This window comes from Actinophytocola oryzae (assembly GCF_004364325.1).
In the GTDB taxonomy this organism is placed as follows: Bacteria; Actinomycetota; Actinomycetes; order Mycobacteriales; family Pseudonocardiaceae; genus Actinophytocola; species Actinophytocola oryzae.
In genome coordinates this window covers 38,848-61,434 of the sequence record NZ_SOCP01000030.1, presented here as the reverse complement: position 1 = coordinate 61,434, position 22,587 = coordinate 38,848, and the positions used below count along the sequence as shown (strand labels likewise).

Annotated in this window: 20 protein-coding genes; 8 read left to right on the top strand and 12 right to left on the bottom strand. The window is 67.7% G+C overall.

The window, feature by feature from the left end:
* Positions 1–519 (top strand): 5-(carboxyamino)imidazole ribonucleotide mutase, encoded by a 519-nt coding sequence (gene purE, locus CLV71_RS45145; RefSeq protein WP_133909131.1) that lies wholly within the window; start codon positions 1–3, stop codon positions 517–519.
* 38 nt (positions 520–557) lie between these two features.
* On the top strand, positions 558–1,703 hold the full coding sequence (locus tag CLV71_RS45140; protein WP_133909130.1) for an acyl-CoA dehydrogenase family protein: 1,146 nt from the start codon (positions 558–560) through the stop codon (positions 1,701–1,703).
* Between the two features lie 160 nt (positions 1,704–1,863).
* Here the strand turns inward: CLV71_RS45140 and CLV71_RS45135 are convergent, their stop codons facing one another.
* The 8 genes from CLV71_RS45135 to CLV71_RS45105 all read right to left on the bottom strand — a co-directional run bounded on the left by CLV71_RS45135 (position 1,864) and on the right by CLV71_RS45105 (position 10,872).
* Positions 1,864–2,514, bottom strand: coding sequence for a hypothetical protein (locus tag CLV71_RS45135; protein WP_133909129.1), 651 nt, complete (start codon positions 2,512–2,514; stop codon positions 1,864–1,866).
* Positions 2,477–2,797 carry a tyrosine-type recombinase/integrase gene (locus CLV71_RS49950; protein ID WP_243867454.1) on the bottom strand — a complete coding sequence of 107 codons (321 nt, stop codon included), beginning with the start codon at positions 2,795–2,797 and terminating at the stop codon, positions 2,477–2,479. The genes CLV71_RS45135 and CLV71_RS49950 overlap by 38 nt, the downstream gene beginning before the upstream one ends.
* A gap of 51 nt (positions 2,798–2,848) precedes the next feature.
* Positions 2,849–3,121: a hypothetical protein gene (locus CLV71_RS49945; RefSeq protein WP_243867453.1), complete on the bottom strand. Its 273-nt coding sequence runs from the start codon at positions 3,119–3,121 to the stop codon at positions 2,849–2,851.
* 631 nt (positions 3,122–3,752) lie between these two features.
* On the bottom strand, positions 3,753–4,583 hold the full coding sequence (locus tag CLV71_RS45125) for an Abi family protein (RefSeq protein WP_133909128.1): 831 nt from the start codon (positions 4,581–4,583) through the stop codon (positions 3,753–3,755).
* Positions 4,584–5,786: 1,203 nt separating this feature from the next.
* On the bottom strand, positions 5,787–6,995 hold the full coding sequence (locus CLV71_RS45120) for a Fic family protein (RefSeq protein WP_208298050.1): 1,209 nt from the start codon (positions 6,993–6,995) through the stop codon (positions 5,787–5,789).
* A 279-nt stretch (positions 6,996–7,274) separates the two neighbouring features.
* Positions 7,275–7,958, bottom strand: coding sequence for a TIGR03089 family protein (locus tag CLV71_RS45115; protein WP_133909127.1), 684 nt, complete (start codon positions 7,956–7,958; stop codon positions 7,275–7,277).
* Between the two features lie 9 nt (positions 7,959–7,967).
* Entirely contained in the window at positions 7,968–9,335 is a 1,368-nt protein-coding gene (locus CLV71_RS45110) for an LCP family protein (RefSeq protein ID WP_243867452.1), read from the bottom strand.
* Positions 9,336–9,432: 97 nt separating this feature from the next.
* Complete coding sequence (locus CLV71_RS45105) at positions 9,433–10,872, bottom strand: LCP family protein (RefSeq protein WP_133909126.1); 1,440 nt, start codon at positions 10,870–10,872, stop codon at positions 9,433–9,435.
* A gap of 225 nt (positions 10,873–11,097) precedes the next feature.
* On the opposite strand from CLV71_RS45105, the gene rfbB reads away from it, so the two are divergent.
* A complete protein-coding gene (gene rfbB / locus CLV71_RS45100; RefSeq protein ID WP_133909125.1) occupies positions 11,098–12,084 on the top strand; it encodes a dTDP-glucose 4,6-dehydratase in 987 nt (328 codons plus the stop codon).
* Positions 12,084–12,986: a dTDP-4-dehydrorhamnose reductase gene (gene rfbD / locus CLV71_RS45095; protein ID WP_133909124.1), complete on the top strand. Its 903-nt coding sequence runs from the start codon at positions 12,084–12,086 to the stop codon at positions 12,984–12,986. Before rfbB ends, rfbD begins: the two co-directional genes overlap by 1 nt.
* Positions 12,987–12,995: 9 nt before the next feature.
* Here rfbD and CLV71_RS45090 read toward each other — a convergent pair whose 3' ends face one another.
* From CLV71_RS45090 to CLV71_RS45080, 3 genes are all read right to left on the bottom strand, one after another.
* Positions 12,996–14,078, bottom strand: a complete 1,083-nt coding sequence (locus CLV71_RS45090; RefSeq protein ID WP_133909123.1) for a glycosyltransferase family 4 protein — start codon at positions 14,076–14,078, stop codon at positions 12,996–12,998.
* Positions 14,071–16,581 carry a glycosyltransferase gene (locus CLV71_RS45085; RefSeq protein WP_133909122.1) on the bottom strand — a complete coding sequence of 837 codons (2,511 nt, stop codon included), beginning with the start codon at positions 16,579–16,581 and terminating at the stop codon, positions 14,071–14,073. Before CLV71_RS45085 ends, CLV71_RS45090 begins: the two co-directional genes overlap by 8 nt.
* Before the next feature lie 62 nt (positions 16,582–16,643).
* On the bottom strand, positions 16,644–17,573 hold the full coding sequence (locus CLV71_RS45080) for a glycosyltransferase family 2 protein (protein WP_133909159.1): 930 nt from the start codon (positions 17,571–17,573) through the stop codon (positions 16,644–16,646).
* Between the two features lie 33 nt (positions 17,574–17,606).
* On the opposite strand from CLV71_RS45080, the gene CLV71_RS45075 reads away from it, so the two are divergent.
* The 3 genes from CLV71_RS45075 (at position 17,607) to CLV71_RS45065 (ending at position 20,834) form a co-directional block, all read left to right on the top strand.
* The gene (locus tag CLV71_RS45075) at positions 17,607–18,737 is read left to right on the top strand and encodes a glycosyltransferase family 4 protein (RefSeq protein WP_133909121.1); all 1,131 of its coding nucleotides are present in this window, start codon (positions 17,607–17,609) and stop codon (positions 18,735–18,737) included.
* 69 nt (positions 18,738–18,806) lie between these two features.
* Positions 18,807–19,955: a glycosyltransferase family 4 protein gene (locus tag CLV71_RS45070; RefSeq protein WP_133909120.1), complete on the top strand. Its 1,149-nt coding sequence runs from the start codon at positions 18,807–18,809 to the stop codon at positions 19,953–19,955.
* An 18-nt stretch (positions 19,956–19,973) separates the two neighbouring features.
* Positions 19,974–20,834, top strand: coding sequence for a glycosyltransferase family 2 protein (locus CLV71_RS45065; RefSeq protein ID WP_133909119.1), 861 nt, complete (start codon positions 19,974–19,976; stop codon positions 20,832–20,834).
* A gap of 136 nt (positions 20,835–20,970) precedes the next feature.
* Here the strand turns inward: CLV71_RS45065 and CLV71_RS45060 are convergent, their stop codons facing one another.
* Positions 20,971–21,309, bottom strand: coding sequence for a hypothetical protein (locus tag CLV71_RS45060; RefSeq protein WP_243867451.1), 339 nt, complete (start codon positions 21,307–21,309; stop codon positions 20,971–20,973).
* Between the two features lie 326 nt (positions 21,310–21,635).
* On the opposite strand from CLV71_RS45060, the gene CLV71_RS45055 reads away from it, so the two are divergent.
* Positions 21,636–22,547 carry a DNA-3-methyladenine glycosylase family protein gene (locus CLV71_RS45055; RefSeq protein ID WP_243867449.1) on the top strand — a complete coding sequence of 304 codons (912 nt, stop codon included), beginning with the start codon at positions 21,636–21,638 and terminating at the stop codon, positions 22,545–22,547.
* Positions 22,548–22,587: the final 40 nt, after the last annotated feature.

Below are 22,587 nucleotides of genomic sequence, written 5' to 3'. Positions count from 1 at the left end.
ATGACGCCGACAGTCGGCGTGATCATGGGGAGCGACTCGGACTGGCCGGTCATGAAGGCCGCGGCCGAGGCACTCGCCGAGTTCGACGTGCCCCACGAGGTGAGCGTGGTCTCCGCGCACCGCACCCCGCGACGGATGCTCGAGTACGCGGGCACGGCGGCCGACCGGGGCCTGCGCGTGATCATCGCGGGTGCCGGCGGAGCCGCACACCTGCCCGGCATGGTGGCGTCCGCCACAACCCTGCCGGTGATCGGCGTGCCGGTGCCGCTCAAGTACCTGGACGGCATGGACTCGCTGCTGTCGATCGTCCAGATGCCGGCAGGCATCCCGGTGGCGACGGTGTCGGTGGGCGGCGCGCGCAACGCGGGCCTGCTGGCCGTCCGAATGCTGGCGATGGCGGACGAGAAGCTCCGCGACCGCCTGTCCGCCTTCGCGGCGGATCTGGAACAGCTGGTGCTGGAGAAGGACGCCCGCCTGCGTGCCGGACTCAACACTCCCGAAAACGCTAACGAGCGCTAACATCGAGTTGTCGACCGGCAGTTCAGGAGGTGCGTGCGGTGTACGAGCTGAGCGAGGAGCACGAGGCGCTACGAGAGGCCGTGCGAGCACTCGCGGAGAAGGAGATCGCACCGTACGCCGCAGAGGTCGACGAGCAGGAGCGCTACCCCGCGGAGGCCCGCGACGCCCTGGCGAAGGCCGGCTTCAACGCCGTCCACATCCCGGAGGAGTACGACGGCCAGGGCGCGGACGCGGTGGCGGCGTGCATAGTCATCGAAGAGGTGGCCCGCGTGGACGCGTCGGCGTCCCTGATCCCGGCGGTCAACAAACTGGGCACGCAGCCGATCATCCTGTCGGCGTCGAACGACCTGAAGAAACTGGTCCTGCCCACACTGGCGTCCGGAGAAGCCTCGGCCTCGTACGCGCTGTCGGAGCGAGAAGCAGGCTCGGACACGGCGTCGATGCGCTGCAGGGCAGTGCGGGACGGCGACACGTGGATCCTGAACGGCACGAAGTGCTGGATCACGAACGCGGGCGAGTCGACGTGGTACACGGTAATGGCGGTGACGGACCCGACCGCGGAGAAGAAGGCGAATGGCATTTCGGCGTTCGTGGTGCACAAGGACGACAAGGGCTTCTCCGTAGGCCCGAAGGAACGCAAGCTGGGCATCAAGGGCAGCCCAACCCGCGAGATCTACTTCGAGAACTGTGAGATCCCAGCGGACAGAATCATCGGCGAGCCGGGCACGGGCCTGAAAACAGCGCTACGCACACTGGACCACACGAGGCCGACGATCGGTGCGCAGGCCCTGGGCATAGCGCAGGGCGCACTGGACGGGTCGATCGACTACGTGAAGGACCGCAAACAGTTCGGCAAGAGCATCGCCGACTTCCAGGGCGTCCAGTTCATGCTGGCAGATATGGGCATGAAGATCGAAGCCGCCCGCCACCTGGTCTACGCCTCAGCAGCAGCAACAGAACGCGGCGACAAGCGAGCAGGCTTCATGGCCTCCGCGGCGAAGACCTTCGCATCGGACACGGCCATGGAAGTAACCACGGACGCAGTCCAACTGTTCGGCGGCGCGGGCTACACAAAGGACTTCCCAGTAGAACGCATGATGCGCGACGCCAAGATCACCCAGATCTACGAGGGCACCAACCAGATCCAACGCATGGTCATGGCTCGCGCCCTGCTCAGGGGCTAGATCAATGATCTTGGACGGATGGCGGCCTGCGGTCTTTTCATGATCAGGCCGCCTCCAGGCCGTCGCTGTCGCCAGGCCTCCACGGCATGAAGACGGCCACGTCAGTCCTGTAGCCGTACTTGTGAACGAGAGACGATCTACCGGTAGAGGGTCCACTAGGTCAGCCTTGGCGAAGTATCCTTGCGCCGAATGGAAGCCAGCGTGGCGGGACGCCTCGAAAAGCTGGATCTTGATATTCCTTGCGGCGACTGTACCAACGAATGCGTTTTGCTCGACGTCCTTTGCTGGGGAGCAGTTCCCATCGTCTGCCCGCATTGTCGTGAACCAGTATCCATTCAATCGACGCATGTATGCCGTGCGGAAATGTTAGTTGTTTCGCATCTTTGGGGGCATGATTTCGGACGTCAATCTTTGCGCTGATGTCGCGAGTGTCACCAGGCGGTAAAGTAATTTTTTCGACAAAGAACTTACTCGTGGTCGTTCCTGGTGTCGGACCCCAAATATTCGGACCTTGGCCAGTGGGGATTTGCTGCCAATCTGGTACTAGCCACGCTGTCGCTACTTTGCAGCCTAGTTGCACCAGCTCTACTGGGAGCTGGGATGAGTTTCTAACAGACACATCAACTTCGATCATAAAGTCTTCTGACGGATCGTCGGGTGCGCGGAATTCATATCTTGGAGAAGTCCAAGCGCCAATCAGATCCACTTGTGACCGTTCGGTGTTTCCGCGATCGCGGATGAATATGATTAGTGCGAGAGGGAGGGCAAGAGAGCTAATCCAAGCTGGAACGGTCCCAAGGTCGATGCTCATGGGTATTGACGTTAGCAGCGTCCCAGGTTGGAACATTAGGAGGTGCACCTTGTGTATCGGCGCTCAAATGGTCGCTCGGTAGATCGCCGACTTCGTCGTTTCGGTAGTTGCCAAACACGGTGTCCACTGCCAACCTTCTGCGCTGGTGGCTTGATGGCACTAAGTGCGTGTACACGCGCAGCGTGAAGCCGGGGTCCGCGTGCCCGAGGTAGGTGGCCAGTTCCTTGATCGACACGCCCTGTGCGAGCAGGGTCGAGGCGTAGAAGTGGCGAAGCGCGTGCATGCCGTCGACCTGCTTCGCGCGGGTGAGCTTGGCCGCGCGGAACGCGCCTTCTCAGACCGTCTTAGTGAACAGATCCCCGGTGTAGCGCCGGCCGTCCTCCCCGGTCGCGAGTAGGCGGACGGTCACCGGGTCTCCGGTCGACTTGCGCCACGGCAGCGTGACCGTCGTGGGCGGATGGCTGGTCAGGTGATCCTTGATCTCGGCGAGCACACCCGGCGAGAGCGGTACGGTCCGGGTCTTGTTGCCCTTGGGGAGAGCCTTTGGGAGAGCGAACGCCAGCGTGCGGTCCACGGTCCGGAGCTGCCGCCGAACGTGCACCCACATCGCGTCTTCGTCGACGTCGTCCGGTGACAGCCCCAGGATCTCGCCCTGCCGAAGGCACAGTGCCGCCGCCGTCGACAGTTACCTGGAGATCCACGACCTTCGCGCCGAAGTCGACCTGGTGTCGGCACGCACCAGCGCGGACGTGGTACTGCTTAAGCCGAGCCCGTTCCTGGTTACCGAGGCAGCAGACGCACTCGCCGCCCCCGCATCTCGCTGCACACTCATAGGCTATTGCGTCGCCGACGTCCAAGCGTCCCAAGCGACCGCAGTTGGATACGCCAACAAAACGGGCAAAAAAAAGACCGTCTCGCTGCAGCCGGCGTCGACCTCGTCATCACCAGCATGGGTTTGTACTCACCACTCTTCGAGTAGTCAGAACGGAGGAATATTGAACGCCAGGTAGACGGGTGACAAGAAGTCGCCGTCCTCTCCTTCGGAGAAGGGTTGCCAAGTCAGTCCGGCAGGTGCCGTCACGTTTCTTCGAGAAGCACTGAGCGCTATTGCCAGATGCCCTGGGCTTGCCAGTCAGAGGGGAAGCCCATCTCGCCGAAGTCCCGCTTTGCCGCTGCAAGTCCTGTCGACAGTACTTCTCGGATCGTTGTTGACCACTGGGGATCTAGCGTGACTGACTTTACAAGGAATCCCAAAATGCACAGTGGAGCGTATACCCGATCGGCCGAGCCTTCTGTGGTGTGGAGGTGCTGAAGTGGGGGATCGCTGCTAGATGACTAGTGGCGACCTGAACTGTCATGTTTCGATTCCAAAGTCGTGAGTGATGGGCGCATATGTTTCGTAGGTAGTTCAGCACCCGCAACCAGTTCTCTAGGGCAACGCCGTTGCCGCGTCCGCGTGCATCGACAACGCCCAGCTCATCGGCGATGCGGTCACGGTCAGGTCGCTTCGCTCCAGCATATAGGTTCGATAGTAGGCCGAAATCCATTATCTCAGTGACAACCCATATTGGTAGGCGGTCGTTATAGAATGCTCTAAAATGTCTTATGAAGTCCTCAGTGGAGCGTTCTTGCGCCTCTTGGATGCGGCGTCTCCACTTCTCGTATCGACTTTGTCCACCGTGCTGTGTTGGCCTTGAAAATCTTCCATCGAGATGCGTTGGATCAAGGTGTGCGTACGTGTCACGCTCACCCAAGACGTACCCGACACGGACTCGAACGGCCACCTCGATCTGTTCGATGAGGCCAAGGACCGTCAACTTCAAACGTCGGTCCATGTCGTAAAGCGCGAGTACGTTCCCAAGAGCGGTGCCCGGCAAAAAGTTGTCGCTGCGTCCCGGCTCATCGAGCGGCTTCGGCGCCCGATACGGATACCAGTACCCGCTCAGTCGGTAGTAGCCGATGGTGGAGAGTAGTTCCGAGGCTGCTGCTGCATCGTCAATCACCATGCCTCGCTGCGCGAGCAGCGCCACCTGTTGCTGGTATGTCAGATGCGGCTTCGCGTAGTTCATTGGCAGATAAACCCTACAACGGAAAACCAGCCCGTGCCGGTTGCGGCAGAGGGGCTGGCCATGTTAACCATCATAATAGCCAGATGGCGCCTAGATGTCAAAGTTGAACACCTGCCTTCGGGTGCTCAGAGTACTGGAGGGGGCACAGCCTGCCATCTGGGGAGTGCGAAGTGCCCTCGGTTTGCACCAAAGAACGAGGGTCAAGTGGCCGCAGCGAGTGGTCCACGTTAGAAGTTTGCGATTGCGAACTACAAGGATGGCAGGCAGTAGTGACAGGCCGACCGAAGGCGGCCGCGAACCTGATCATGAAACTGTAGGTTGACAGATCACGTGACAACGATGTCAGTCACGGCCACTGTCAAGCAGCAGATGGGACAACAGCGTCAAGCATCTACCGGGACACGACATCGGGTTCAGGTTGTCTGCATAGCATGTTGCCGAATTTGACTCTATGGGATCAAGGGCGGCGCTCCGCCCCGCCGGACGGACGGCCTGCCACTCCGCCCACGGCCGCCAACCGGCCAACGACCTCATCGCGCCTGACCCATGGACCAGCCTGGGCAGCGGCACCTCCAGTTGGTCGCCCTCTCATACGTCCGGCGATCGTTTAACACCGGCCCGCCGGCATCAAGGGCGCTCCTCCGTCGCGTCGCTGGCGCGATCGAGCTTCGCCCGACCCTTGACGCCGACGACCCGGCGCTAACCGCAGCCGGGACGAGGGGAACGGTGACGAGTAGGGCGCGTCTGAAAGGGTCACCCCGCGCTCACGGGGAGGTCGAGCGACGAGGCGAAACAACCGAAGACCCGACGGGACTTAGGCCGTCTCCAGGCCCTCACGCGTCGGGTAGAGGCGAGATTCGACGAGAAGTGTTGAGAGCTATCGCAGCAGGTCGGAGGCCGTTTTCGACGGAAGTTGCCGAGGTCGTGTCTGGTCAGGATGAAATCACCCAGATCCAGCGCATGGTCATGGCAAGGGCCCTGCTCCAGGGGGTAGTAAAGCCTCGCTGCTCCGTTGTGCTGTCAGCGGTTGGGGGCTCTTGTCGTGGCATCAGAAACCAGATGCCACGCGTGTGTTGCCTGGAGTGATACAGCACATGACAGCTGTGCGTCACGCTGTGTTCGCTTGTTGGGCGGTCGACAGGTGCTCTGTGTCGCGGAAGGGGTTCGACGCTCGCCGACGCTGGGACCTCGACGGTCCCGTCCTCAGGTCTCGTCTAGGAGGACGTTGTAGGCCTGCGGCGCGTAGAATCTGCGTGCACCACCAGATCCGGGGTACAGGGGGGCGAGTACTCCTAGTTGCACAAGCTGACCCACGAGGCCATTGGCGCGACCGTAGGATATTTGAAGTTCTTTCTCGACCGCTCGTACGGTGAATGATATGTTGGAAATGGCAAAATCGATCAACGCATGTGCCGTGTCCGCCCTGAGTGACGACTCTCGAACGTTTTCCTTCATTTCTGCGCGTATATCGACCAGTGTAATCATGCGATCGTGGGTTCGCTGTGCCGAAGCCTCCAGGCCGTGTGCAAAAAATTGCACATAAGTATTCCAGTCCGCAGTTGCGCTGACTGCGAACAGATAATCGTAGTACTCGGTGCGTCGTGCCTCGAACCATGGCGAAACGGTCAGGGTTGGCTCAAGTAGGACTCCTTGTTCATAGAGGCTGGCCACAATCAGCATCCGACCGATTCTGCCATTCCCGTCGTGGAACGGGTGCAAGGTCTCGAACTGATAGTGGGACAGTGCGGCGGACACGACGGGGTCGATCTCGCGACCTATGGACTTGTCGGCCATCCAGTCGAGCAGGTCGCGAAGGCTCGCTTGCAGTTCCAGGCCGGGCGGTGGGGGAACGAAGCGTGCCGCCTGTACGGACAGATCACCGGGACGCGCGCCTTCACGCCTTCCTACCGCAACCTGATGATCACGGATTTTTCCCGACGACGGACCCTCGTGTTTTGTTCCGCGGACGAGTGCGCCTTGGAGCTCTTCTAGCAGGCTCACAGTCAGGGGACGGCCGCTTTCGATCCAGTTGAACGCGTTCTCGGCCATGATGACGTAGTTGAGAATTTCGCGCATGTCCGTGCTTTGTGGCCGTTCTTCGTCGGCGGTAAGTACCTCCGCAAGAGGTGCGTACGTACCTTCCAGTGCCGAAGTACTTTGCGCCTCAGTTCGAAGTGAAGGCGTGCGGAACAGACGAGGATTGGGCAATCGTCGCGCAGTGCTGTCAAGTGCCGCGAGGGCGGCGCGAGCATCCGCCACCGCGCGGTAGGTGGCCCCGTTTAGTTCTGGCGACCTGGTCGGCAACGGATCTGGCATGAAAGCCTTGTGTGACCATTCGCCGTGGCGGGGGTCCGTACCGTAGATGGGGAGAAGGCTGCCCGGGGCGTGCTCACTGGAGGCGTCGAGATCCACGGGTGACAGCCCAGCGCAACATGTCCAACATTTGGCAGTTGTCTGCTATTGGCGCGTTGTGTGTCATCCACCCATTGTGGGAACTCATCGGGTTCACCATGTCTGTCATGAGCAACGTCGGGATCATCGATGTCACACAACTGCCCATTCACTGACATCGAATGCTCGGCTGTGCAGTCAGGTGTCAGAGGGTGCGGTCCGGGGGGACTCCAGGGGCGGAGTGAGCCCCTCGGTCCGCCTGGCCCTGGTCCCTGCGAGAGCGGCGTGGCCTGTCTGGTCCTACGTCAGAACCGTCGTCGTGCGTTCGGTTTCCTCGTGCTTGTCCAGCTTTGCCGGGTCGGCGTTCGAGACCTGGACCAGGCTCGCGCCCGCTGCCAGCACTGTCACGAAGCCGTCCATGAGGTTTGCCGGCCAGTCCAATGTGGACAACACGCGGGACGACGCCGTCAGGCCGAGGTCCTCCGCCCGTTCCGCCGCCTTCGACAGGATTTCGTCCACCGTGAAGCCCATCAGGCACAGGGTGTCGGCCGGGACCGGGCTGCCGAAGTAGTCATCGCCGCACAGGCGGGACTCGGCCAGGTAGTCGACGTAGCCGTCCGGGATCTCGTCGCCCAGGTCCCGGCCCATCGGGTCCAGTGACGCGATCGCCTTCACCGCCGCGTTGTCCACCGGCGCTCCCGGCGGCACGAAGGCCACCGACGACTCGCCCGCGGTCACCACCTCCGCGCCGGCCCACCACGCCCCGAGTAGCACGGCCGCCGTCTGCCAGTGTGCGGGCAGCAGAACCGCCACTCGGTCACCCGGCGACACGTCCAGCTCCTGCACCAGCCAGTTCGCGGTCTTCGCCGCCCAGTTGCGCATTGTCGCCACCGACAGCTCGACCCGGGTGTCCGCGTCGTCGTCGTAGTGGGTGATCAGGGGCTGGGCAGGCGCGCCCTGCAGCAGCTTCTCCGTGAGGCTCACGGACGGAGGCTAGTCCACGCACGGAACCGTCGGTTGGGCGACGTAACCCGCTGGCGCGGTGCCGCCGTAGCCTGCCGGAGCGGTGCCGCCGTGAACCCCCGGTGACGTGCCGGCGTAGCCCACCGGTGCCGTGCCGTCGTCTGCCGTGCCGTCGCTGTGGCCTGCCGGCATGCCGGAGGGCTGCTGTTGGCCCGCCGGCGCCAGCAGACTCTCCACGAACGCGTGCACCTTTCCCTGGTCCACCACGATGATGCTCTGCTGACGGTCGTTTCGCGCCCCCACGGCCTCGACCGGGATCGTCACGAACTGGACGCTGCCCGACGACATCGTCTGGGCCAGACCCACGAGGTCCAGGAAGTGCAGGCCGCCGTCCATGATCATCGTCTTGGAGACGGCCTCCTCCAACGCGTTCAGCTTCGTGTTGTTCGTCAGCAGGTCACCCGACAGCACTTTCTGCATCGCCGACGACAGGAACACCTGCTGTCGCACGATCCTGTCCAGATCGCCTCTCGGCAGGTTCTTGCGCTGCCGCACGAACGACACCGCGTCGCCGCCTCGCACCGTCTGCGGGCCGCGGCGGAACGACGCGCCGGAGTCCGGGTCGCTCGTCGAGTGGTTCAGGCACACGTCCACGCCGTCGATGGCCTGCGTCAACAGGTAGAACCCGTACAGGCTCACCTCGACGTAGTGGTCCACCCGCACACCCGTCAGGCCCTGCACCGCCTGGATCAGCGACGTGCGGCCCTCGTCGTCCGACTCGCGGTTGATCTTGGCGCGGTCCTTCTCGCCACCGTTGACCATGCGTTCCATCGCCAGCGCCTTCGTGATGCCGAAGACACCGTTGATCTTCTCGTCGCGATCGCGCTCCTCGACCCGCACGGACGTGTCGCGGGGGATGGAGACCGCCGACGTCCGGCCGCCGTTCTCCGGGATGCGTAACAGGATCAGCGTGTCGGTGTTCGTCGTCTCCGTCGCCTCGGTGCGTAACTCGCGCAGCACCTTCGCCGACAGCGGCCTGCCCTGCATGTCCGTTCGGCTGTCGTTGCCGACGATCAGGATGTCGTTCGCGCCGTCGCCCTCGTCCTGCACGACCGGGGCGTGTGGGCCTGCCTGCGCCTGCGCCACGGCATCGGTCGTGTTCTTGCTCTGGTCCAGCTCGTCGACCCGCAGGTACACCAACGTCATCGCCGCCAGCGCCACGGCCGAGACCAGGCCGAGGAACACGCGGCCGGTTACCAGCCAGCCGCGTCGCCGCCTGCGGACGTGCTGCTCCACAGGCGCGACCGGCTCGTCCTCGAGCGGTTCCACCGCTCCCACCGCGGTCGCGTACGTCGTCGGATCGTCCGCGCCCTCGTTCACGGACTGACCATCGGCCATTGGTCACCTCCCCCTGCCGGCCTCGGTCAGAGGCTAACCGCTCGTACCGAAGAAACCGGTCCGATCTGCCCTGATCAACCCGCATGGAGGAGGTCCGTCAGTTCACACAGTTCAACCCGTCCGCGTTGATCTGCGGAGTCGGCTTCGGCGCCGAGCCGGACGTCGGCCCGGCAGGCGACGACGGCTGGACACGCACCCCGTCGGTGACCGCGTCGTCGTGGTCGGTGCCGAGCACGACCGTCAGCTGGTCGGCCGACAGCGAGGCGTCCTCCTCGAACGTGAACTTCCCGCCAAGCTCGCCTGCCAGGTACTCGGCGATGTTGCGTGCCCCGGTCCCGTACTGGATCACCGAGGACGTCCGCACCGGCGCGTCGCCGACGTCACCGCCGATGAAGCCCTTGTCGATCACCGTCTGCCGCACGGTTCCCGCGAGACCCCTGGTGTGCGAGCCGTTGCGCACGTCCACCGTGATCGTGCCCAGCGCCGGGCGCGCCACGTCGCCTCCCGGCGTGGGCGGCGGTGTGGTGGTGGTCGTCGCGCTGCCCGAGGACGGCGAGGTGGTCTCGTCGGTGGTCAGCGACGAGACGTACGCCGCGACCTGCTGCGGGTCGATCCTCAGCACGTCCGCGCCGCCGATCTTCGCGTCGCCGAGCGTGGGGATCGTGTAGAAGTCGATACCGTCCGCGGTCAGCCCGGACATCTGCGACGCGAACGTGGACAGCGACCAGCCGTTGGACAGGATCACCGACCGCTGGACGGCACCGACCAGCTGCCGCACCTTCGTCGGACTGGTCAGCATGTCCGCGGACAGCACCTTGTTCGCCATCGCGCCGAGGAACACCTGCTGGCGCACGATCCTGTCCAGGTCGCCGTTGGGTAAACCGTGGCGCTGGCGCACGAACGCGAGCGCCTGCGCGCCGGTCACGGTCTGTTCGCCCGCCGGGAAGTTCGCGCCGGACAGGTCGTCCTGCGTCGGCGCGTTCAGGCACACGTCGACCCCGCCGATGGCGTTGGTGACCTCGTAGAACGAGAGGAGGTTCACCTCCGCGTAGCGGTCGATCGTGACCGAGGAGCCCACCAGGTCCTGCACGGTCGCGATCAGGTTCTTGCGGCCGATGACCTTGGCCTGCTCGTCGCGGGTCCGCTCGTCCGGCGCGTTCGCGAGCTCCTCGCGGGCGTTGTTGTACGCGTACGCGAACGCCGAGTTGATCCGGTGCTTGCCGAAGCCGCCCGCGAGCTGGACCCACGAGTCGCGCGGGAAGGAGATCGCGATCGCGCGGGTGCCGTCCACCGGGATGTGCACGAGGATGATCGTGTCGGTGTTGCGCTCGCCGTCACTGATCCCGGCGTGCAACATGTCGAGGACCTCGCGGGGCAACGGGTTGCCGTACGCGTCGGTCCGGCTGTCCATGCCGACGAGCAGCATGTCGACGGCTCCGTCAAGCGGTATGCGCTGGTCCTGAACTTCCTGGGCGATCACGTCGGTGGTCACGGTACCCTTGTCGACGTCACCGACCGCCCACCATCCGTAACCCATGGTGCCCAGTACAGCCGCAGAGATGACAGCGATGAGTGACCGGCCCGTCACGGAACCGGTCTTTCGCCAACCCTGCGCACGTCCAGCCACGTACGCTCCTCCCCACCCCCGGGCAGATCCCTGCCAGTAGGATACCGGCGCGACCTCGGCGCCCGGGGTGTTGTTATCAAGTAGGACGCAATAGTGGCCGTCCGGGGTTTACTCCCGGTGAGGATTGGGAGCTAGATGCGCGTGCTCGTCACCGGCGGTGCCGGGTTCATCGGATCGCACTACGTACGCAAGGCACTCGGTGGGGCCTACGCGTCGCTTGCCGAGGCCGAGGTCGTGGTGCTCGACAAGCTGACCTACGCGGGCAACGAGGCCAACCTCGCGCCGGTGCGGGACGACCCGCGGCTGCGCTTCGTGCGCGGTGACATCTGCGACCCGGCCGTCGTCTCGCAGGTCATGGCCGGGGTGGACCTGGTCGTGCACTTCGCGGCCGAGTCGCACGTGGACCGCTCGATCCTCGGCGCGGCCGACTTCGTGGTGACGAACGTGCTCGGCACGCAGACCCTGCTGCAGGGTGCGGTCGACGCGGGTGTCTCGAAGTTCGTGCACGTCTCGACCGACGAGGTGTACGGCTCGATCGAGTCCGGCTCGTGGCCCGAGACCCACCCGCTGGAGCCGAACTCGCCGTACTCGGCGTCGAAGGCGTCCTCGGACCTGCTGGCGCGGTCGTTCCACCGCACGCACGGCCTGCCGGTGTGCATCACGCGCTGCTCGAACAACTACGGCCCGTACCAGTTCCCCGAGAAGGTCATACCACTGTTCGTGACGAACCTGATGGACGGCAAGAAGGTCCCGCTCTACGGCGACGGCCTGAACGTGCGCGACTGGCTGCACGTCGACGACCACTGCTGGGGCATCCAGCTCGTCGCGGAGTCCGGCAGGCCCGGTGAGATCTACAACATCGGCGGCGGCACCGAGCTGACCAACCTCGAGCTGACCGAACGCCTGCTCGCCGCGTTCGGCGTCGGCGACGAGATGGTGGAGCGCGTCGAGGACCGCAAGGCCCACGACCGCCGTTACTCCGTCGACATCACCAAGATCACCAACGAGCTCGGCTACCGGCCGCTGATGACCTTCGACGAGGGCCTGGCCAGCACCATCGAGTGGTTCCGGTCGAACCGGTCGTGGTGGGAGCCCCTCAAGGACCGCGCGAAGCTGGGCTGATGCTGTCAATCCTGGTGCCGGGCGGGCACGGCCAGCTCGGACGTGAGCTGGCGGCCCGCGCCGAGGTGGTACGCGCCCCCGGCTCGGCCGAACTCGACGTGACGAACGCCGGTGCGGTGATCGAGGCCGTGAAGGCCCTCGCGGAGTCGGCCGCCACCGACGGGCGCAAACCCGTGGTGATCAACGCGGCGGCCTACAACGCCGTCGACGCTGCCGAGACCGACCCGGCGAAGGCGTTCGCGATCAACGCGGACGGGCCCCGGCTGCTGGCCGCCGCCTGCGCGACGGCGAACGTGCCGTTCGTGCACGTGTCCACGGACTACGTGTTCGCGGGCGACGCCGCCCGTCCCTACGAGACCGACGATCCGGTGCGGCCGCGAACCGCCTACGGGGCAACGAAAGCGGCAGGCGAGGACGCCGTGTTGGGGTCGGGTGCGCGTGCCTGGGTCGTGCGGACGGCCTGGGTGTACGGCGCGTTCGGCGGCAACTTCGTGAAGACGATGGCCAAACTGGCCGCCGCGCGGGACACGGTGTCCGTCGTGGACGACCAGCGCGGCTGCCCGACGTGGACCGGTGACCTGGCCGACGGTCTGCTGGCGCTGGCCGCGCGGATCGCGTCCGGGGACGGGCCGTCGTCGCGGACACTGCACTGCGCGGGCGGCGGCGAGACCACGTGGTTCGGCTTCGCGCAGGCCGTCTTCGAGGAGCTGGGGCTGGATCCGGCCAGGGTGCTGCCCTGCACCACCGAGGAGTTCCCCCGGCCCGCGCCTAGGCCCGCCTACTCGGTGCTGTCGGACCGCGCGTGGCGCGACGCCGGCCTGCCGCCGATGCGGTCGTGGCGGGATGCCCTCGCGGCGGCGTTCGCGCAGCACGGCGAGCACTTCCGCCTCCCGCCCTCCTGAGGCCCGCCGCTAGGCCATCGCGCGGCGGTAGGCCTCCACGGTCAGCTCCGCCGTCCGTCGCCACGTGAAGCCTGCCGCGTAGGTGCGGCGGGCGGTCAGCGTGGGGGCGTCGGGGCTGGCCTCCAGCGCGCTCGTCAGCGCCGCGCCCATGGCCTCCACGTCCCCGAACGGCACGAGTGACGCGTGGCCGCCCGCGACCTCCCGCAGCGCGGGCAGGTCCGAGCACACCACCGGCACGTCACAGGCGAGTGCCTCCAGCACCGGCAGTCCGAAACCCTCGTCCCTGGAGGGGAGAACCAGTGCTGCCGCACCGGCCACCACGCTGCGCAGGTCCACATCGGACAGATAGCCGATCGACCGCACGGTGTCGCCGTTGCTCGCGTGGCCCGGCCCGGCGAGCACGAGCGGCGGCAGGTCCGGCGTGTTCTCGTGCGCCTTCAGCAGCCACTCCAACGCCTTGCGCGGCCCGGCGGCACCCACGAACAGCAGATACTGCTTGGGCGGCAGGCCGATCCTGCGTCGCAGGGTCTCGCTCGGCGGGCGGGCGGTGAACCACGCGGGATCGATGCCGAGCGGTGTCACGACGATCTTGTCCGCCGGCACGCCGAGGCGGTCGGTCACGGTGTCGGCGACCGCCCTGGTCGGCGTGCACACGATGTCCGCGCGTTCGGCCGAGCGGGCGACCAGCGCGGGCAGCTGCTCGTCCGAGGGCGGTAGGTCGCCGGGCGAGTCGAGGAACGCGAGGTCGTGGATGGTCAGCACGCCGGCGGCGCGGACGGCGGGCGGCAGCACGAAGTTGGTGCCGTGCACCACATCCGTGAACCCGGCGAACAGCTCGATCGGCGGGAACGGCGCCCGCAGCCAGCACTGGCGCAGCAGCCTCGCGGACACCGGCATGCCACGCGACCGGGTGCCGTGCGGCAGGACCTTGCGCAGCTTTCGCCAGCCCCGCAACGTGAACGCGACGGCCCGCATGTCCACGTCCGGCATCGAGGCCAGTTCCTCGGCGAGCGCGGACGTGTAGCGGCCGATTCCCGTGCGGGCACCCAGCAGGGGCGTGCCGTCGAGCAGAACCCTTGTGCGGCTAGCCATCCTGCTGGCCCTTCCGCGTCTGCCATCGTTCTGAGGCGAGTCTGCGCACCCGTCCGGCGGCCCGCTTGGTCAGCTCGCCGGGCCCGCCCGCGTCCAGGTACGTCTTCATGAGGTCGAGGTCGCGGCGGAGCGTGCCGGTGACTCCCAGCGGCGGGTTGCGCACGAGCGGGGCCTTGCCCGGCAGGCGGTCCGCGGCGGGGGAGGGGTTGCGGCAGAAGGAGACCAGTGGCGCGAGTGCGGTGTCCCACGTGTACCGCTCACGCACGATCGCGATCCGTTCGCGTGCCGAGGCGGCGAACTCCGGTTCGTACAGCACGGCCTCGAGCGCGTCGGCCAGGCGGTCCGGGTTCTCCGGCGGCACCACGACACCGAGCCCCTCGGCCCGCACGAGGTCGGCGAACGAGTCGCCGTCCGTGGTGACGATCGGGAGGCCGGTCCACAGGTAGTCCAACACCCTGGTGCGGAAGGCGAACGTGGTCTCGACGTGCTCGTAGTGCGTCGTGACGCCGCAGTCCGCCTCCAGCAGCCAGTTCTGCCGCTCCGCGTAGGGCACCCACGTCTCGTTGAAGAACACGTGCTGGTTCGTCAGCCCGAGCCGCTCGGACAGCGCACGCGTCTGCGTGCCGATGTCCATCTCCGGCACCTCGGGGTTCGGGTGCTTCATGCCGAGGAACAGCAGTCGTGCGTTGGAGTACTTGCGGCGCAGGCGATCCACGGCGTGGAGCAGCGTCAGCGGGTCGAACCAGCTGTACACGCCGCCCGCCCAGATGATCACCTTGTCGGTGTCCGAGGCGATGCGCCCCCGGATGGGGGTGCCGGTCTTCTGCGGCGGCTTGCCGGGCAGGCCGAACGGCGCGACCGCGAGCAGCGACTTGACCGTGGGATCGTTGTCGTACAACGAGGGCGTGAGCCTGCCGAGCGCGGTGAGGTGGCCGAGCCAGAAATGGCGCTGGCGCTCCGACGCGCACAGGAAGAAGTCGCCGCGTTCGAGCTGTGTGTTCAGCACCTTGGTGACGCCGATGAGGTCCAGCTCGCGCTGCTCGTCGGTGTCGTCCTTGCCCTGTTCCAGCAGTTCGAGGTGCATCGGGTCGTACATGTCGCAGACGACGATCTTGTTGGAGCCCGCCTTCTTCAGCTCCGGCACCAGTTCGAGCGCGTGTCCCTGCAGCACGACGACGTCCGCCCAGTCGACGTGCGGGGTGAGGTCGCGCTGCCTGGCCTGCGCCACCGCGAACGGCGCCTCGGGTGGCGCGCACAGCGGGTTCACGGTGACGAGCCGGACCTCGTGCTCCGCGCAGAGCACGTCGGCCATGTTCCACGCGCGGATCGCCGGCCCGGCCATGCGCTCGGTGAGGGCGTCACCGGTGAGCACGAGAACCCTGCGACGCGCGCCGAACGCCTCCTCTAGGCCGAAGACGTCGACGAGGACGTCGTGTGCGGCGAGGTAGCGGGGCAGCGGGTAGGCGGGCTCCATCGCCTTGCGCATCAGGGGAATCAGGTCCGCGTCGGACCTCACCCGGGCCTGCTGCTCGACCTGGCGTGCCGTCTGGAGCTTGGGCAGCAGCTCGACGAACTGGTCGATCGCCAGGATGCCCGCGAGTGTCGAGCGGGGGATCTCGACCGTCGGGCCGGTGTCGGGCTTGCCGATCTCCAGCTGGGTCGGGTCGAGGTCGCCGCGTGCCGTCGCCCTGCGCACGGCGAGGGCGAGCGCCGCGGGCAGTGCCTTCGCGAGCGTGGTGTCCGAGACGTTCTTGTACAGCGCGGCCAGCGCGTTGCGTTCGAGGAGGAACAGCTCGCGGGCGTTGTCCTGTCCGTCCACTTTGGACATCGAGGCGTGGTGGCGGTGGTAGGCGAGCGAGGTGGGCTCGTAGCGCACCCGCCAGCCGCGCAGGTTGATCCGCCAGCCGAGGTCGACGTCCTCGTAGAACATGAAGAACCGCTCGTCGAAGCCGCCGAGCCGCTTGAAGACCCCGGCGCGGACGAACATCGCCGACCCGGTGGCGAAGAGGACGTCACGCGGCTGGTCGTGGGAGCCGTCGTCCGGCTGGCCCGCGTGGCGCTTGTAGCCCATGCCGAACCAGGTCAGGCCGCCGTCCACGAAGTCGATGTTCTCGCCGTCCCAGTCCAGCACCTTGCTCGCGACCGCGGCGACGGTCGGCTCCTGCCGCAGGACGTCAACGGCCGCGTTGATCCACTGGGGGTGGGGTCGGGCGTCGTTGTTCAGGAAGGCGAGGACCGCGCCTGCCGCGTGCTGCACGCCCAGGTTGCACCCACCGGCGAACCCGAGGTTGACCGGCGACTCGACGACCTCGACACCGGGCACGGCCCGGATGCGTTCCGCGCTCCCGTCGCCCGACGCGTTGTCCACGCAGACCACTTGTAGCCGGTCAGCCGGATAGTCGAGCTGTTCGCGCAGTGCGCGCAGGCAGGCGATGGTGTCGTCGGCGCCGCGGTAGTTGACCACGACGACCGAGACGACAGGACGTAGCGCCGGATCTGGCACACGCGCTCCTAGGGGTTCGGGCTGTAGTTCAAGCCTGCACCATCACACCATGTGACGACCGCTCAACCGACCGATTCCCCCGATCCGGAGCGACGCCACACCTCTGACCGGGAGACGTGCGCACCCCGGGACACGGTTCTCCGCTCGGCGAGAAGGCGGGGCAGCGCGGTCACCACCTCGGCAAGGACCCGCAGCCGCAGCCCCACGCGGAAGTTCCACGGTCTCTCGGCGGCACCGCGGCGAAGCGGGAGCATCGCGGTGATGGCCGCGAACCGCGCCACCTCCTTGGCCGCGACCATCCCGGGAGCGCAGCGGACCAGCATGGCCAGCCGGTTGCGCTCGTTCCACAGGTGGAAGGGGCGGGAGCCGGGCCTGGTGCTGGCGCCGTGCCGGTGGGTCACCTCGGCCGTCGGGACCGACACGATCGAGTGGCCGGCCAGGCGCAGCCGCCACGCCGTGTCGGTGTCCTCGTAATAGCAGAAGAACCGCGCCGGGACGCCACCCACCTCGCGCAGCACCGCCGTCCGCAGCAGGACCGCGCCCCCGCAGAAACCGAAGGGCGGTGTGTCCGCCGTGACCAGGTCCACACCGTGGCCGTCCGCGGTGAGGCCGACGCCGAGCGAGATCACCGAGCCGTCCGAGCCGACCATCCGCGAGCCCGCCGCCGCGGCATCGGGCTCCTTGTCGAGGGCGTCCTCCAGCGACGCCAGCCAGTCCGGGGCCGGTTCGGCGTCGTCGTTGAGCCACGCCGTGAACTCCGTGTCGGGTGACACCGACGCCAGGGCACCCGCGTAGCCGACGTTCGCGGGCAGCCGCCGCACCTCGGGTGCCGAGGGGTGCGCGGCGAGCACGGCCGAGGTCCCGTCGTCCGACGCGTTGTCGATCACCACCAGCCGGTGCGGCCTGGACTGCGTGGCGACCGCGTCGAGGCAGGCGCCGACGTGGTCCTTCCCGCGCCAGGTGACGACCACGATGGTGCTGCGTGTCAACAGGCCGGTCACGGTCCGAAACCGTACCCTGATGCCGTGCCCGAGCTCGTCGTGCTCACCGAGCAGCTCCTCGCGGCCGTTCCCGGCGGGACCGGCCGATACACGCGTGAGCTGCTCGCCGCGATGGCGGCCGCCGTGCCGCCCGGGTGGACCGTCGCCGGAGTGACGGCCACGCATCGTGACCTCCAGCCGGCGGTCGTGCCCGACGTGGCGGGCCCGCGTGCCCTGCCCATGCCCCGCCGCGTGCTCACCGGGCTCTGGGAGAAGGGCGTCCACTTCTGGCCGGGCGGCGACGCCGTGCACGCGCCGACCCCGCTCGCCCCGCCCGCACCCAAACGCGGCCGCTGCCTGGTCGTGACCGTGCACGACACCGTGCCGTTCACCCATCCGGAGACCCTCACCCGCCGAGGCGCGGCCTGGCACCAGTCCGTGATCCGCCGCGCGACCGGCCACGCCAACGCGGTCGTGGTGCCCACGGCGGCCGTCGCCGAGGAACTGGCCCAGCACGCCCCCGGCCCGGCGCCGGTCGCGGTCGTCCCGCACGGCGTGCCGGACATCTTCCGCCTGCCCGTGGACCCCAACGAGGCGGCACTGCGCACCGGCAGGCTGCGGCTGCCGGAGACCTACGTGCTCGCGGTCGGCACGGTCGAGCCACGCAAGGGCCTCGACGTGCTGGTCCGCGCGATGGCCAGGCCGCAGGCCCCCGACCTGCCACTGGTGGTCGTCGGCCCGCGCGGCTGGGGCCAGGTCGACCTGACCGAGCTGGCCGCCGAGTACGGCTTTCCCGCCGAGCGCCTGCACGTCCTCGGCCGCATCGACGACGACAACCTGTCCGCGGTGCTGCGCCGCGCGGCGGTCCTCGCGGTGCCGAGCCGCGCGGAGGGCTTCGGCCTCCCGGTCCTCGAGGCGATGGCGGTCGGCACGCCGGTGGTGCACTCGGACGTCCCCGCGCTCGTCGAGGTCGCGGGCGGCACCGGCCTCATCGTGCCGCGCGGCGACGCGGACACCCTGGCGTACGCACTGCTCGAGGTCGTCAGCGAGCCGACGTCGACCGCGGAACGGGTCGCGCAGGGCAGGCTCCGGGCGGAGGCGTTCACGTGGGAACACGCCGCGACGGAGCTGTGGCGTCTGCACGTGCGGTTTTTCGACATGGCAAACGCACGCTGAACAACTGGTCGTGTGGCTTTTTCACCCAGTCGTGATTGAGCGCGACACGGAAGTCGTAGGGTGCTACATGTGGCTGAACCCCGCGTACTCATCGACGCGACCGCCGTGCCCGCGGATCGTGGCGGCGTAGGCAGGTACGTGGACTCGCTGGTGTACGCCCTCGACTCGGACGGCGCGCCGATCACCGTGGTGTGCCAGCCCCGCGACGTCGAGCTGTACGGGCGGCTGGCACCGCACTCGCGCGTGGTGGCGACCGCGGACTCGAACGCCACCCGCACGGCGCGGCTGACGTGGGAGCAGACCACGCTGCCGAGGCTGGTGCGCAGGCTCGGCGTGGACGTCCTGCATTCCCCGCACTACACGACCCCGCTGGCGAACACGGCGGCGTCGGTGGTCACCCTCCACGACGCGACGTTCTTCACCGACGCCGTGCTGCACCACTCGATCAAGGCACGTTTCTTCCGCGCGTGGACGCGCACGGCGCTCGTCCGCGCGTCGCTGTGCGTGGTCCCGTCCGCGGCGACCGCAGCCGAGCTGGCACGGGTCACGGGCACGAACGCGTCCCGGCTGGAGATCATCCAGCACGGCGTCGACAACGACAGGTTCCACCTGCCGACGCACGAGGAGGTCTCGGCGGCGCGGCGGCTGGTCGGCCTCGGCCCGGACACCCCGTACGTGGCGTTCCTCGGTGCGCTGGAACCACGCAAGAACGTCCCGGCGCTGATCAGGGGCTTCGCGGCGGCGTGCAGGGGGCGGGAGAACCCGCCCGCGCTGGTGCTGGCCGGCCAGCCGGGCTGGGACCGCCAGGTGGAACGCGCCCTCGACGACGTCCCGCACCGCCTGCGTGTCATCCGTGCCGGCTACCTCCCGTTCGAGACGCTGGCGGGCTTCCTCGGTGGTTCGACGCTGGTGGCGTACCCGTCACTCGGCGAGGGCTTCGGCCTGCCGGTGCTCGAGGCGATGGCGTGCGGCGGCTGCGTACTGACCACCAGACGACTCGCGTTACCCGAGGTCGGCGGTGACGCGGTCGCGTACTGCGGCGTCGGCGCGGGCGACATCGCCGCGGCACTGACCGAGTTACTCGACGACCCGGCACTGCGAGCGACGCTGGCGGCCGCCGCACAGCGCCGGGCGAAGGAGTTCTCGTGGCTGACGAGTGCGGAGGGTCACCGCGCGGCGTACGACAAGGCGTACCGGGCGCACCGGCGCAGGCGTTGACGGGCAGAATGCGTAGGCGTGTCTGAGGAATACGGCCAAGAGCTGGCAGTCGTCATCGTGACCTACTCGCCCGGCGAGACCCTGGAGCGTTGCCTTGACACGCTTGAGAAGGCCACGACCAGGCAGGTCAGCGTCGTCCTCGCCGACAACGGCTCGGTGGACGGCGCCCCCGAGAAGGCTTCGGCCCGGCCGAACGTGACCCTGCTGCACACGGGCGGCAACCTGGGCTACGGCACGGCGGCCAACCGGGGCGTGGCCACGCTGGGTCAGGAGTACGGCTGGATCGTCGTGGCCAACCCGGACCTGGAGTTCGAACCCGGCTCGCTGGACGCCATGCTGGCGGCGGCGGAGCGCTGGCCGCGCGGTGGCTCGTTCGGCCCGCTGATCAGGGAACCGTCCGGCACCGTGTACCCGTCGGCGAGGCTGACCCCGTCACTCGGCAAGGGCATCGGCCACGCGGTGGTCGGCACGGTCTGGCGGGACAACCCGTGGACCAAGGCGTACAAGCAGTCGGACACGTCGGTCGAGGAGCGCGAGGCCGGGTGGCTGTCGGGCTCGTGCCTGCTGATGCGGCGCGCGGCGTTCGACTCGGTGGACGGCTTCGACCCGAGGTACTTCATGTACTTCGAGGACGTCGACCTCGGCGACCGCCTGGCGAGGGCCGGCTGGCAGAACGTGTACGTGCCGACCGCCGAGGTGGTGCACATCCAGGGCCACTCGACGGCCAGGTCGTCGGACAAGATGCTCGCCGCCCACCACGAGAGCGCGTACCGCTACATCGCGGACCGCCACCAGGGGCTGGCGTGGGCGCCGGTCAGGGCGGGCATCAAGGCAGGGCTGGCACTACGCCTGAAGACGGAAACGAAGAAGAAGCCCTGAAGCCGTGCGGGACGCGCGCCGTGCGGGAATGCACTGAAGGACGCCTTCATAACGCCCAGCGTTACGAAGGACGCCTTCATTGCATTTGGGCGACGCGAGCGCGGGCCGGCCCGGCCTATTGGTCAGACCGGAAAGGTCATCCGTCCAGGCGCTCGGAAAGCGAACCGGGAGAAGGCGGCTGCTTCATCGTGGGCACCAGCCCGTCGAGGTCGTGAGGCTCGGCGGCCGCGCGGGCCGCGGCCTGTGCGGCCAGCATGCTCTGGTGCTGCTCGAGCCGCCGCTGCCGGGACCGGGGTCCGTGGTGGGGCACGGCGACCACGTCGGTGAGCGCTTCCTGCGCGATAGCAGGCAACTCGTCCTGTGGCTGCGGTCCACCGGGACGTACGGCGGGCACGACCATCGTCGTCTCCGAGTCGCGTTCGTCTGCCGCTGAGACGACGGCGCGCGGAATCTGTAGCGTGTTCGCCGAGTCCATCGGCGATACGGCGCTCTCCGGAGTCACCACGAAGGCGCCTCGCGCACGGGCTCGCGCCAGAATGGCGTCAGCCCGCTCACGGGGGTCCATGCGTCGACCTCTCCCTAGTCCGCGTCGTCGATGTTCGGGGTTCAGGGTATTCCTTAATTGGCTCCACGTCAGCGAAGAACCGGGAAATCACACCTGGGCACAGTGATCATCTGCCACCCGGGCGGGCGACGGATACCGGACCCCCGGCTCACCGTGCTTCGAGGCCTGCCGCCATGCGGCCTCGCCGGCGCCACAGGTGACAGGGCAGGCAGCATAACCGGGTAGCGTCCTGCCCCGTGCGGGCATCCATCGAGCGCGGCTGGCGACCGGACTTCGCACTGGACCTGCGTTCGGTGCTGGCGCCACTGCGGCGTGGCCTCGGCGACCCGGCCTTCCGCGTCACCGACGCCGGCCGGATCTGGCTCGTGGCCAACACCGGGGCAGGCGTCGGCACCCTCGCCCTGCACACCGTCGCGGGCGAGGTCAGGGCCACCGCCTGGGGCGACGCCGCGCAGCTGCTGACCGACGGGCTCCCCGCGCTGCTGGGTGCCGAGGACGACGACTCCGGCTTCGAGGCCCACCACCCCCTCATCGCCGACCTGCGCCGCCGCATGCCCGCACTGCGCCTCGGATCCACCGGCAGGGTGTGGGACCCGCTGGTCGCCTCGGTTCTGGAACAGAAGGTCACCGGCCACGAGGCACACCGCTCGTGGCGTGAGCTGTGCCGCCGCTTCGGCACCCGCGCCCCCGGCCCGGCGCCGGAGGGCATGTACGCCCCGCCGACCCCGGCCGCCGTCCTGGCGATCAAGGACTGGGAGTGGCACCGGGCAGGCGTCGACCTGACCAGGCGCAAGGCGATCGTGGCCGCCGCGCAGGTGGCCCACCGGCTGGAGAAGGCGACGCGGCTGCGTGGCCGCGAGGGCCGGGACCTGCTGCGCACGGTGCCCGGCATCGGCTTCTGGACCGCCGCGGAGATCGCGCAGCGGGCCTGGGGCGATCCCGACGCGGTCAGTGTCGGCGACTTCCACATCCCCGGCCTCGTCGGCTACGCCCTCCTGGGCCGCAAGGTCGACGACAAGGGGATGCTGGAAGTCCTCGCCCCGTACGCCCCGCAACGGCACCGCGTGGTCCGCTACATCGAGGCGGGCGGCCCGGGCAAACCCCGGTTCGGCCCCCGCTTCGCCCCGAGGGACTACCGCGGCATGTAACGGGTGTCCGCGCGGTGCGACCCTCTCGTGAGTCCAGCTG

What these genes read in the sequence shown, in the direction of transcription:
- CLV71_RS45135 (WP_133909129.1), bottom strand. Translation starts at nt 2,514, where the DNA reads ATGAGCATCGACCTTGGGACCGTTCCAGCTTGGATTAGCTCTCTTGCC.
- CLV71_RS49945 (WP_243867453.1), bottom strand. Translation starts at nt 3,121, where the DNA reads ATGTGGGTGCACGTTCGGCGGCAGCTCCGGACCGTGGACCGCACGCTG.
- CLV71_RS45090 (WP_133909123.1), bottom strand. Translation starts at nt 14,078, where the DNA reads ATGGCTAGCCGCACAAGGGTTCTGCTCGACGGCACGCCCCTGCTGGGT.
- CLV71_RS45060 (WP_243867451.1), bottom strand. Translation starts at nt 21,309, where the DNA reads ATGGACTCGGCGAACACGCTACAGATTCCGCGCGCCGTCGTCTCAGCG.
- purE (WP_133909131.1), top strand. Translation starts at nt 1, where the DNA reads ATGACGCCGACAGTCGGCGTGATCATGGGGAGCGACTCGGACTGGCCG.
- rfbB (WP_133909125.1), top strand. Translation starts at nt 11,098, where the DNA reads ATGCGCGTGCTCGTCACCGGCGGTGCCGGGTTCATCGGATCGCACTAC.
- rfbD (WP_133909124.1), top strand. Translation starts at nt 12,084, where the DNA reads ATGCTGTCAATCCTGGTGCCGGGCGGGCACGGCCAGCTCGGACGTGAG.
- CLV71_RS45125 (WP_133909128.1), bottom strand. Translation starts at nt 4,583, where the DNA reads ATGAACTACGCGAAGCCGCATCTGACATACCAGCAACAGGTGGCGCTG.
- CLV71_RS45105 (WP_133909126.1), bottom strand. Translation starts at nt 10,872, where the DNA reads ATGGGTTACGGATGGTGGGCGGTCGGTGACGTCGACAAGGGTACCGTG.
- CLV71_RS45110 (WP_243867452.1), bottom strand. Translation starts at nt 9,335, where the DNA reads ATGGCCGATGGTCAGTCCGTGAACGAGGGCGCGGACGATCCGACGACG.
- CLV71_RS49950 (WP_243867454.1), bottom strand. Translation starts at nt 2,797, where the DNA reads ATGCACGCGCTTCGCCACTTCTACGCCTCGACCCTGCTCGCACAGGGC.